General features: G+C 42.7%; 9 protein-coding genes and 1 tRNA gene. 6 read left to right on the top strand and 4 right to left on the bottom strand.

Annotated features, from left to right (window positions below; all coding sequences use genetic code 11):
• The first annotated feature begins 23 nt into the window (after positions 1-23).
• Positions 24-1,415, top strand: coding sequence for a tRNA uridine-5-carboxymethylaminomethyl(34) synthesis GTPase MnmE (mnmE, locus tag H6G14_RS06145; RefSeq protein WP_190566222.1), 1,392 nt, complete (start codon positions 24-26; stop codon positions 1,413-1,415).
• A 234-nt stretch (positions 1,416-1,649) separates the two neighbouring features.
• Here the strand turns inward: mnmE and H6G14_RS06135 are convergent.
• Together H6G14_RS06135 and H6G14_RS06130 are read right to left on the bottom strand one after the other, a co-directional pair.
• Positions 1,650-1,734: transfer RNA gene (locus H6G14_RS06135), tRNA-Ser, on the bottom strand.
• 78 nt (positions 1,735-1,812) lie between these two features.
• Positions 1,813-2,772 (bottom strand): TIGR04168 family protein, encoded by a 960-nt coding sequence (locus tag H6G14_RS06130; protein WP_190566220.1) that lies wholly within the window; start codon positions 2,770-2,772, stop codon positions 1,813-1,815.
• Positions 2,773-2,889: 117 nt separating this feature from the next.
• Here H6G14_RS06130 and nadA point away from each other — a divergent pair, with 117 nt between their 5' ends.
• Entirely contained in the window at positions 2,890-3,864 is a 975-nt protein-coding gene (gene nadA / locus H6G14_RS06125; protein ID WP_190566219.1) for a quinolinate synthase NadA, read from the top strand.
• A 142-nt stretch (positions 3,865-4,006) separates the two neighbouring features.
• On the opposite strand, the gene H6G14_RS06120 is transcribed toward nadA, so the two are convergent.
• Positions 4,007-4,945: a hypothetical protein gene (locus tag H6G14_RS06120; protein ID WP_190566218.1), complete on the bottom strand. Its 939-nt coding sequence runs from the start codon at positions 4,943-4,945 to the stop codon at positions 4,007-4,009.
• 390 nt (positions 4,946-5,335) lie between these two features.
• Between H6G14_RS06120 and H6G14_RS06115 the strand changes: the two genes are divergently transcribed.
• Positions 5,336-5,917, top strand: a complete 582-nt coding sequence (locus tag H6G14_RS06115) for an HD domain-containing protein (RefSeq protein ID WP_190566217.1) — start codon at positions 5,336-5,338, stop codon at positions 5,915-5,917.
• A gap of 77 nt (positions 5,918-5,994) precedes the next feature.
• Here H6G14_RS06115 and H6G14_RS06110 read toward each other — a convergent pair whose 3' ends face one another.
• Positions 5,995-7,011: a ribose-phosphate pyrophosphokinase gene (locus H6G14_RS06110; protein WP_190566216.1), complete on the bottom strand. Its 1,017-nt coding sequence runs from the start codon at positions 7,009-7,011 to the stop codon at positions 5,995-5,997.
• 1,611 nt (positions 7,012-8,622) lie between these two features.
• On the opposite strand from H6G14_RS06110, the gene H6G14_RS06105 reads away from it, so the two are divergent.
• The 3 genes from H6G14_RS06105 to ebsA all read left to right on the top strand — a co-directional run bounded on the left by H6G14_RS06105 (position 8,623) and on the right by ebsA (position 11,803).
• The gene (locus tag H6G14_RS06105; RefSeq protein WP_190566215.1) at positions 8,623-10,314 is read left to right on the top strand and encodes a serine/threonine-protein kinase; all 1,692 of its coding nucleotides are present in this window, start codon (positions 8,623-8,625) and stop codon (positions 10,312-10,314) included.
• Between the two features lie 211 nt (positions 10,315-10,525).
• Positions 10,526-11,203, top strand: a complete 678-nt coding sequence (gene bioD, locus H6G14_RS06100) for a dethiobiotin synthase (RefSeq protein WP_190566214.1) — start codon at positions 10,526-10,528, stop codon at positions 11,201-11,203.
• Between the two features lie 225 nt (positions 11,204-11,428).
• On the top strand, positions 11,429-11,803 hold the full coding sequence (gene ebsA, locus H6G14_RS06095; RefSeq protein ID WP_190566213.1) for a type IV pilus biogenesis protein EbsA: 375 nt from the start codon (positions 11,429-11,431) through the stop codon (positions 11,801-11,803).
• Positions 11,804-12,218 lie beyond the last annotated feature (415 nt).

The raw sequence follows: 12,218 nt of genomic DNA, 5'->3' as shown, positions 1-12,218 counted from the left end.
AACTGACAACTGACAACTGACAAATGACTCAACTTTTGGCTATTACTGGAACTATTGCGGCGATCGCTACTGCTATTGTCCCTCAACAAGGTAGCGTCGGTATCGTGCGGGTGTCTGGTTCCGAGGCAATAGCGATCGCCCAAACTCTGTTTTATGCACCGGGTAAACAAGTTTGGGAAAGTCACCGGATTCTTTACGGTTACATCCGCCATCCCCAGACCCGACAAATTGTCGATGAAGCCCTGTTACTGCTCATGAAAGCCCCTCGTTCTTACACCCGCGAAGATGTAGTAGAGTTCCATTGCCACGGCGGAATTATTGCAGTCCAGCAGGTGTTACAATTGTGTCTGGAAAGCGGTGCTAGACTCGCTCAACCGGGTGAATTTACCCTCAGAGCCTTTTTGAATGGCAGACTAGATTTAACCCAAGCCGAGAGCATTGCTGATTTAGTCGGTGCGCGATCGCCCCAAGCTGCCCAAACGGCTTTAGCTGGTTTACAAGGCAAATTAGCTCATCCCATCCGCCAGTTACGCGCCAACTGTTTGGATATTTTGGCAGAAATTGAAGCCCGGATTGATTTTGAGGAAGATTTACCCCCGTTGGATGATAAAGCCATAATATCAGATATTGAAAACATTGCCGCAGAAATATCGCAACTGCTGGCAACTAAAGACAAAGGTGAACTGTTGCGGACAGGCTTAAAAGTGGCGATCGTCGGTCGTCCGAATGTGGGTAAATCCAGCTTATTGAATGCTTGGAGCCAGAGCGATCGCGCCATTGTCACCGACTTACCAGGCACAACCCGCGACGTTGTGGAATCACAGTTAGTTGTAGGCGGTATTCCGGTACAGGTGCTAGATACAGCAGGCATTCGGGAGACGAGCGACCAAGTAGAAAAGATTGGGGTAGAGCGATCGCGCCAAGCCGCTAACACCGCCGATTTAGTCTTGTTCACCATCGATGCAGCCACAGGTTGGACAACTGGCGACCAAGAAATTTATGAACAAGTAAAACACCGTCCGTTAATTCTCGTGATGAATAAAATTGATTTAGTAGACAAACAATTAATTACATCCTTAGAATATCCCGAAAATATTACTCAAATTGTTCACACAGCCGCAGCCCAAAAACAAGGAATTGATAGTCTAGAAACAGCAATATTAGAGATAGTTCAAACCGGAAAAGTCAAAGCGGCTGATATGGATTTAGCCATTAATCAAAGACAAGCCGCAGCCCTCACCCAAGCGAAAATTTCTCTAGAACAAGTGCAAGCCACAATTACCCAGCAGCTACCCCTAGATTTTTGGACAATTGATTTACGCGGTGCAATTCAAGCACTAGGAGAAATCACAGGGGAAGAAGTCACAGAATCAGTGCTTGATAGGATTTTTAGTAGATTTTGTATAGGAAAGTAGACGGTCAGAATTTATTGGTATGGTTTTAGGAATATTCTGCAAAAGCAACCTCTTGAGGTAATTGCTTAAAACGATCGCCTACATATACAATCCTATCCAGACCAATGGATAAATCTTGATGTTGGTGCTTTACTGAACTTCTTGCTTGCTTGTATACTTCTGTCCTACGTACACAAACTAAATCCCTCATTGAAACAAGCTGAAAAAATGGAGCGTTGGCTTCAACATAATCAACGGAGAGGGGGAGATTCGAACTCCCGGAGGTTTTAGCCTCATCCGATTTCAAGTCGGACGCAATCGACCACTCTGCCACCTCTCCAAATAAACTGTCGAGCTACTGCTACCCGTATTTTGTGGGTGAGCAATAAAGCTGACAGATAATACTATATCTTATCATCTACACAGATGGTACTACTGAAGTCGATCGCTCATAAAAAATTTCCTCTTTCGCCACCTGAAAATCTTCGCCCACCCAAATTAAGGACGCTTGTATTACCTCACCCGCCTCTAAGGAAACCAGGGAAAAATTCCGCAATTTGCCGCTTTCACTTTCTACGATCCTTGGCACACTGGCGGCGTTCAGGTAAACTATGCCCTCTGGGCTTTTAAAGATGGGTTTGCGTAGTTCTTTTTTGGTGTGTCGTAACGTGTGGTGCATATGACCAAAAGTTACCAAGGCAATCTGTTTACCAGCAGTCATCGTCAGAGAAATCGCTTCGGCTAAATCTGGGTCGCCAAAGTCGCCGCCTATGGGATGCCAATCTTTACCACATGGGTCTTCTGGCCGATCGCCTAATCCACTCGGCCCGTTATGACCAAGAAAGATAATTGTCTCACAGGCTGCACTTTTTACCGATGCAAATATTCTCTGTGCCGATTCTTCCAGGGTGGTCACACCATAACGCTCTTTACAGATGTCAGCAAATCTCCATTCATGACCACCCCAACTAAAAGGACGACCACCCACCACGGTTAAATTCCATTCGGGGAAATCCAGTTTACCGTAACCCACATGGGCTGAACCAAGTAAATCTAATTGTTCCTGTACCCAGTCTTCCTTGGTGCGATCATAAGGACATTTCTTTCGTCCCCATTCTGTGGCAGTGTACCACGCATCATGGTTACCCATAACTGCCGCTTTGGGAATATTCAAGGAAGCGATCGCTCTTACCACTTCCACCGACTCATTACCAAAATCCCCCACAAATAGCACCAAATCCACACCCAAATGCTTGAGTGCCATGCCATCTTCTACTTCCCACTGATCATGGATATCTCCAATTACAGCAATTTTCAGAGTTTTGGATTGATATTTTTGACTGGTCATGCCACTTTCCTTGCCGTATATTTCCAGCATAGGAAACTCAGCCGGATTTGGACACTATTTCGGGGTATTAACCCGCCATCTATTTTTGGTAAAAACTACTATAATTAAATAACCAGACAAAATTTGTAATAAAAAGTAACCCTAACTGTGTTTACCACTGCCTTTGCCCAACGGGAACAGACTCAACCAGGTGGACTACCACTAGATTTATTTGCGGCTATTGAGAACCTAAAAAAAGAACTCAATGCTGTTATTTTGGCGCATTATTATCAAGAGCCGGATATTCAAGATATTGCAGACTTTATAGGCGATTCATTACAACTAGCTAGAGCCGCATCTCAGACCAATGCAGATGTGATTGTCTTTGCTGGGGTTCATTTTATGGCAGAAACAGCCAAGATTCTCAATCCTGATAAATTGGTACTGTTACCAGATTTAAATGCGGGTTGTTCTTTAGCAGATAGTTGTCCACCACAAGAATTTGCCGCTTTTAAAGCAGCACATCCCGATCATTTAGTAGTTTCCTATATTAACTGCTCTGCTGAAATTAAGGCTATGAGCGATATTATCTGCACGAGTTCCAACGCCGTGAAAATTGTGCAGCAAATCCCTAAAGAACAGCCGATTATTTTTGCTCCTGACAGAAATTTGGGGCGTTATGTGATGGAACAGACGGGACGGGATTTGGTACTGTGGCAGGGTAGCTGTTTGGTGCATGAAACCTTCTCTGAGAAGAAGATTGTACAATTAAAAGTTGCTCATCCCCAAGCAGAGGCGATCGCTCACCCAGAATGTGAAAGTAGTGTCTTGCGTCACGCTAGTTTTATCGGCTCTACAGCAGCCTTACTCCAATACTGTCAAACCAGCCCCAGCCAGGAATTTATCGTGGCGACTGAGCCAGGAATTATCCACCAAATGCAGAAACTAGCACCTCACAAGCATTTTATTCCTGCGCCACCCATCAATAATTGTGCTTGTAATGAATGTCCATTCATGCGATTAAACACCCTAGAAAAACTCTACTGGGCAATGAAAAACCGGACTCCGGAAATCACCATGTCAGAAGATATCCGCATCGCGGCTTTGCGACCAATGCAACGGATGTTAGAGATGAGTAATTAGTCAATTAATTCTTATATTTTTTACAAATTAAATGGGGAAATCACGTTTCCCCATTTTCCATATCATCTCTGTTTTCTCAATCCTCAAATCTAAAAATTCTCTCTGCGTGACACAGTTCATACACTTTTGAATTGCTTAGTCATCATGGAGATTTATCAGCCTCTTTTTGTGCAGCCTCACTATATTTCTTATATAGCTGAGTACGTATCTTTGCTTCCTGGTAACGGCTGTGATTGGCTGGTACTGCACTCATTAAATCAGATGCTCGTTGCCATATAGCTGCTAACTCCAACCATTGAGTCGCACTAGTGGCTGTTTTACCAGATGCTGAGGCTTGATTAGCAAGGCGTACAGCCGAAACAAAGGAGTCTTCAGATTCGTTAGTAGTGTCACTATTAAAAGCCTTGTTCAGTACTGCTGATTTTTTCCCGTTAGTGTTGGCTGTAGCTAAAGAATTGTGATTGTCTAGCTGCGCTGAATTTTGGAGTTGTTCACCAAACTGACTATAAAAAATCCACCCAACCGATAGCAACAAGCACAAAGCAAATGCTGACCGCAACTTAACTTTGGAGACTTTTTTTTGTTTCCCTTTTTTATGCAGTGGCGAGAGATCGCGTAAATTTACCTGTCCTTGTTCGGCTTGGGCTTCTTGGAAATCACTGATTAGTTGCTTGAGGACATTGGGTTGAGCAAGGGTGATTTCTTGTGACCAGAGTAATTGATTATCGCGATCGCGGTCAATTTCTGTCAACCATAGCAGTTGTTGTTCCCGGACAATCCGACTGTTAATCTTAATACGGCGAATATGGCGCGGTGCAATTGATTCCAGAATGTGCTGAATTTGCTCTACCAGGCTAGATTGCTCAAGTTGTTCTACCTTGGCCGCCTCGCACAATAGTTGCAGGACACCATCAGCAAAAACAGCCCTAATTCTCACACCAGATTTGGTGAGCTTGTCGTTTAATAGTTGAATAATCGCCGCAACGCTTCCTTGGTGAGCTTGCCAAGCAATATCGTTTATCCGATCTACCATTGGAGATTTAGTAATAGCTTTTAACCCTGGATTTTTTAAAAGAATCATAAATTTAGGCTGTTGTTCTACTGAACTTTACCTTGTCTTCGATTTTAGGAGTAAAAAGATCCGGTTGTCACATAAAATCTTAAAAATCTAGCCTCTCTATACTGATATCTAGCAAGCTCTATCTTTACCGTTTTGCCTGTGTCAGTTGTCAGTTGTTAGAGACGCAATTAATCGCGTCTGTTAATTTCAGTTGTTTTTTATGGCGCTGTGCGTGTCAGGTGTTAATTGTTTTACTTCTGACTACTGGCTACTGACCACTAACAAAATCGAAGATATTTACCGCACTACGATCATACTTAACCAAAACTAAATAACATCAGGGTCAACACTTAACACTTTTAACTTTTCTGCCAATATTTTTCTAGTTCTAAACACCACCCTCTCTTGCTTATGCTTTCAGAACGCTTTACCCAAGCTTTGACTTACGCTACTCAACTCCACGCTCACCAAGTCCGTAAAGGTTCGGGTATCCCTTACGTGGCTCATTTGTTGGGAGTTGCTAGTATTGCTTTGGAATATGGAGCCAATGAAGATGAAGCCATAGCAGCACTTTTACACGATGCGGTGGAAGACCAAGGTGGTGCAGAGACGCGAGAAGAAATTCGTCGCCGCTTTGGTGAAACTGTCACGGCAATTGTTGATGGTTGTACAGACGCTGATACAATGCCAAAGCCCCCTTGGAAACAACGCAAGGAGGCTTATATTGCTCATATTTCTACCGCTTCTCCATCAGTGCTGCTGGTATCAGCTGCTGATAAACTTCACAATGCTCGGTCAATTCTCCAAGATTATCGCCTTGTGGGAGAATCCCTTTGGGAACGCTTCCAAGGTGGTAAAACTGGTACTCTTTGGTATTACCGATCGCTTGTTGGTGCTTATCAAAAGACTGAAACTAGGGCAATTTTTGCAGAATTAGCACGGGTAGTTACCCAAATTGAGGATTTAGCATCTCAGAAAAAACCTGAAGCATGAAGGCTGAAAAATTCCCTACTTCATACTTCATATATTTTTTATGTTCGACTGTAAAAGGAAAGACAGTCTCTTTTGAGCTAGCGGAACATACTACTTATAGAAGTATCTTCATGAATCCGCCAGATGGTTTCCCCTAACAAGTTAGCGACTGATAACACTACTAGTTGGGGAAAGCGATCGCTTTCTGGTATCGGTATTGTATTGGTGACAATTACTTCCTCAAACAAGCCACTGGACAATCGTTCAACAGCAGGAGGAGAGAAGACTGCGTGGGTTGCACAAGCGTATACCTGACGCGCCCCTTCTTCACGTAATAATTTAGCGCCGGCGGCAATCGTACCACCAGTATCGATCATGTCATCAACCAAAACTGCGGTTTTGCCTTTGACATCACCAATCACATTTAAAACTTCGGCGACGTTATGAGCCTGACGGCGTTTGTCAATAATCGCCAGTGGGGCATCATTGAGCTTTTTCGCAAATGCTCTGGCTCTGGCTACACCACCAACGTCAGGAGAAACGACTACAATATCATGCAGTTGTTTGCTTGTTAGATAATCCAGCAAGACTGGTGAACCGTACACATGATCAAACGGAATATCGAAGTATCCTTGAATTTGAGCAGCGTGTAAATCCATTGCCAAAACGCGATTAGCGCCGGCTTGAGTAATCAGGTTAGCAACCAACTTGGCAGTGATTGATTCTCTCCCTGCGGTTTTACGGTCAGCACGAGCGTAACCATAGTAAGGAATTACTGCTGTCACCTGTCGCGCAGAAGCACGCCGACAGGCATCAACCATAATTAGTAATTCCATTAAGTGATCGTTAACTGGTTGACAACATGGTTGGATGAGGTAGACATCGCAACCCCGAATCGATTCCTGAATTTGAACATACAGTTCACCATCCGCAAATCTCTTGCGAATCATGGGGCCTAAGTCCATACCCAGGTAACGAGCGACTTCTTGAGAAAGTTGTACGTTAGAAGAGCCAGAAAACAGCCGCAGGCGATGATTTTCAGTCAGTCCTGTTGCAGTTGGCTGCATTTTAAAAGTTGCAGAACTGAGCACAGCAGATCCTCGATGTGCATTCATGGCAATCTTAGCATTAGATATTTGGTGGATTTAACTGAAAGAGAGTAAAAAAAACATCTGTGTGTTTTTTTAAAGCTTTCATAAATACTTTAAATATTTCTCAATATAATCATCATCTGCTCACTTTTCGTTCCTTTTGATAAACAAAGCACCGTGCCGACCAACCGACGGACTAGCAGAAACTAGTTTAATTCTCGTTCATTATCAGCAAAACCAGATTTTCCGAGTCTAAGTAGACTGAGAGACTTCTTCTATATATTGCTAAAGGAGGATTAACCATTAAATTAGTTAGTTGGTTTTGTCCTCATAGCAATTAAGAAATAGAATCATTAACAAACAAAAACCTTAACCAATTATAAAGGTTCATTCAATATTCTACGATATTAGTCTCAAAATTATAATATAAACTGACAAACTAAATTTTTGACTGGTCATCAACAATTTTCTTCAGTTTATAAATACATCTTAACTATCATCCACTCAGATTATAGTTGATGAGTTCTTAGGTTACAGACTGAAAGCTGATATTCTCCAGAAATATAGTTTATTTTTGAGGACAACTACTCATTCAGGGAAAGTTCCCCAACAAGCAGTAAATTACTCTGAAGTTTACAGAGTAAAGATGCCACAATGCTCTGCTTTGCCTTTCCTGAGGAACTTGCCACAAAAGATGATGGCATTTCTTCCACCGCAGGCAATTGCCTATTTGAGAGCGAAGCGAGTATGAGTATAACTACAAAATTTTTCTGCTATTTTTCACAAGCTTATTTAAATATACGAAATGCGTGGGAATGATTGTTGCCTGCCCTCAAAAAGATTTTTTTGAGTCTATTGAACTGTTTTATGAAACTGAATGGCAGGCATCGGCATGAAAGTAAAATAAATTCTACCACGACAATTAAAACCATCAATACCGTATTTCTATGAATTGAGAAATTTCTGTGGATAAAATTGTAGTTAATTTCCACAAGCTCCTGTTTTCGATGGTTACCTCAGATTTTTGATCGAAACTGACAAAAAATTCCCACCTGAATTGTAATCAAGAAAAGGTGAAATCCTTGGTTGAGGAGGTTATTGGCTACGGGAATAAGAAAGCTGGTTATGCCTTATGGGTAAAGTTGTTTAAAAGATAGGACTTACCCATGAAAACAAAACATCAAGGGTTTGGACAAGGGTATAGCGGTGTAGGGGTATAAATGGAATGGCGCTAAGAAAACATGAAACTCTTGCTATGACTGGGTGTAGAGGTATGGGGGTATAGGGGTGTAGGGGTGATGAGAAGAACAGTATTTATGAGGTATCTTGATTTAATTATTTAGATGTTTACCTTACCCCCCTATATCTTTACACCCTTACACCCGGTCTCAACAGACAACCTGGATGCGTAAGTCTTAAAAAAGTGGACGATCGCCTTTCATTTGAGGCAACATTGTTGATGGTAGATCTAAAGGTTGCCGAGCGTTGCACAATAGGCATACAACACATTAGTTGTCAGTTTACCTGCTGTGTAGGGTAGAATATCGCCGCAGGTAACTGTCTGTCGCCACTTTGATTTATCTTGGTGGGTGACTTACTTCCTCCTGAGTTGCTATTACACTCTACTGATTGATCATGCAACCACCAATTTTAATTGGCACTGTCCTGCAAAATCGTTACCGCATTGTGCAAATTCTCGGACAAGGAGGATTTGGTAGAACCTATCTAGCGGAAGACCAAAGACGCTTTAACGAACTGTGTGCGATTAAGGAACTGATTCCTACCGCGACGGGGACTGTTGCGTGGGAAAAGGCTCAAGAGCTTTTTCACAGAGAAGCCGCTATCTTATATCAGATAGAAAATCCCCAAGTGCCAAAATTCCGCGAAAAATTTGAGCAAGACCAGCGCTTATTTTTGGTACAAGACTATGTAGCTGGCAAGACTTATTGGGATATATTGACGGAACGGCAAGCTACCGGCAAAGCCTTCACTGAGTTAGAAGTATTACAGTTAATTCGCTCGTTGTTACCAGTCCTAGAACATATCCACGGGCGCGGCATTATTCACCGAGATATTTCTCCGGATAATATTATTTTGCGGGATAGCGATTCTAAGCCTGTGTTAATTGACTTTGGGGTAGTCAAAGAACTAGCGACACGTTTGCAGTCTCCAGAGATGACAACACCAGTTACCTCGGTGGGAAAATTGGGCTACTCCCCTAGCGAGCAAATGCAAACAGGGCGAGCTTATCCTAGCAGTGATTTGTATGCTCTAGCAGTCACCGCGATAGTGTTATTGACGGGGAAGGAAGCATCAGAATTATTTGATGAGAACCAACTGAGTTGGACTTGGCAAAGATGGGTGAGAGTACATCCAGTCTTAGCCCAGATTATAAATCGGATGTTGAGTCATGCACCAGGCGATCGCTTCCAAACTGCGGCAGAAGTATCCCAAGCATTACAAGTCATAGACCAACCCAATGCTGGTGTTTCTCTTCCTAATGTTTCCCGTGTGCAAACAATTGCGGTCGGTCGTCGTCCTGACTTTGCACCGCCACCACCACCTGCACCCAACAAATCTGAACCTGTAATTCCCCCCAGTCGTAGTAGTTCAGTTTTAGATAACCCTTTGGCTTTGGGGGCGATAGGTACGGCTGTAGTCATTTTGGCTGGTGTCGGTTCTTGGGCGCTAGTAAGTTCTATCCGCACTCACTCATCATCACAGTCTGGTGAAACACCACCACCCCAAACCTTCCCCTCACCAGTAGTTACAGGTGGTACTACTTTCTCAACCGAAACTCCAGAACCAATAGTTTTAAACAAGCGTCTCAATTTGGGAAACTCTAATACAGCTACGGTTGCAGATACTATCCAAGCCAATCAGATTATTCAATACAGTTTTTTTGGGGAAGCAGGAGACAAGTTAACTACCTTTGTTGACCAAAGTGAAGGTGTGTCGTTAACTATTGTGGGTAGGAATCAACAGCCCATTGATAGTAGCGCCCAGCAAGTGACCAACTACGTAGGTACATTACCGAATACTGGAAGATATACTATTCAGTTAACTTTGGCTTCAGGGGTGGCTGCAAGTGACTACAGTTTGAATGTAGCCATAGAAAAAGCTATTCCTGCGACCCCAACACTAACCCCCACACCGACGGAAACCCCAATACCAACTCTCACACCAACACCGACGGAAACCCCAACACCAACCCCCACGCCGACGGAAACCCCAACACCAACCCCCACACCGACGGAAACCCCAACACCAAACCCCACGCCTACAGAAACCCCAACATCTGTTCCTGAACCACAAAGTTTACCCTAACAGAACTTACTCATGCACACAAAAAATCAGGGTTTGATACAAGCGTTACAGGAGTATATGTGGTAAACATCCCTATACCCGATCCAAGCAATGCCTGAATCCCAGCGCCAACAGTGTATTACAATATTTGTGAGTTATTAGCGATCAAAACTCTGAAGTAATGCGATTTACTTCATCACATACCCGTCTTCATTCAGATTATTAAACCAGATTGTTGAAGTCACTACTAATTACTGGAACTGATACAGAGGCTGGCAAAACTGCTTTGACTACAGTTTTGGCAGCTTACTGTCAGAAATATTATCCCCAAGGCAGTTGGGGAATTATGAAACCAATTCAATCGGGAATTGGCGATCGCGAATGGTATCAAAATCTGTTTACACTAGAGCAAACAATCGCCGAAATTACACCCCTGCACTTTAGTGCACCTCTGGCTCCTCCCATCGCCGCCGCCAAGGAAAATCGTTCTGTAGATTTAGCTATAGTTTGGCAGACTTTAACCCAGTTGCGATCGCGTCTTGATGTGTTGTTAATTGAAGCTTTAGGTGGATTGGGTTCACCAGTCACCGACGAGTTAACTGTGGCAGATTTAGCCGGGGAATGGCGCTTACCTACAGTGTTAGTAGTACCAGTAAAATTAGGTTCCCTGGGACACGCTGTAGCAAATGTAGCATTGGCGAGACAAGCGCGGGTGGATCTCAAAGGGATTGTATTGAATTGTACACAACCTCTATCTGATGAAGAAATCGCCGACTTAACACCAAAAGGTTTAATCCAATCCCTCACGAATATTCCAGTCTTAGGCTGTCTACCTTATGTAGATAACTTCTCTGATTTCGATACACTGGTGCAAATCGCCTCAAATTTAGATTTAGAAACGCTGAAGTAAGTAAGTATAAGGGTGTAAGGGTGTAAGGGTGTAGGGGTTTAGGGGTGTACGGGTTAGTGAAATAATGATTCTCTCCTGAGTCTGAGAGTCATAACTCACCGGTCGGTAAAAAGTCCCCAATCCCCAGTCCCCAACCCCCTCATGTGTACAACTGAAAATTTTTGGGAATACTATTCATATCCACCAATATCCCCAGTTGTCAATTAACTTGAGGAATGTCCAAAAATGTCTATTGAGCAACTCCAACCTGCCAGCCAGCAACAAGCGAGTGTCTACTTGCCTTATATTCAGGGTACTAAACGTAATTCTTTGCCCCTTGCTATCAGTCTTTATCAAAAAGGCATTGTGGAAGGTCAACGCAAAATAGAAGCAGGTGACAATGTTCCTTTTGTCGCTTCTTGGAATGTTGCTACTCTACCTTCAGATTTGACACGTTGCCGGATACAGTTTGATGGCAACGCTGAATTAAATTACGAAGTGATGATGGCAAGTTTTGAATTTATGAATTTTCTCATCGAATTAATGGAAAATTATAGACGTTATAAGCTTACAGATTTCTCACAATCTTTTTACCGCAAACTCCTGCGTATAGATGAATGAAAGTCTGTTTGCGTGTATGAGTGTAGGAGTTTAGAGACGGAAATATATTCTGGAGGCTATGCTCTTATACTCTGGAATTTATTAAAATTTGCTAATTTTTGGGTTTATTTAAACAATGATAATTGTGTTATTTAAACAAGATTAATTTTTTTATATTTAACATAAAAACTCTTCACCCGTAAGGAAACTCTTGATTTGATATGTGGTTTATATAGATGGATGTTTTTGTCGGGGTACAAGTGGACAGGACATTAGCCCAGAGCAAAAATAATCGCTCTACTCAGGATTTGACTAATCGCTCACACACAAGTGTTCACCACAACTACGACAACTGACACGCGTAGCACAGTAAAATTATTTAGTATTTATATTCATTTAAATACCAAAAAAAAGTACATTTCAAGAAATTACCTTG

The organism is Nostoc parmelioides FACHB-3921, assembly GCF_014696625.1.
GTDB classification, from domain to species: domain Bacteria; phylum Cyanobacteriota; class Cyanobacteriia; order Cyanobacteriales; family Nostocaceae; genus Trichormus; species Trichormus parmelioides.
The sequence above is the reverse complement of the archived record's forward strand: the minus strand, read 5'-3'. Positions and strand labels throughout refer to the sequence as shown.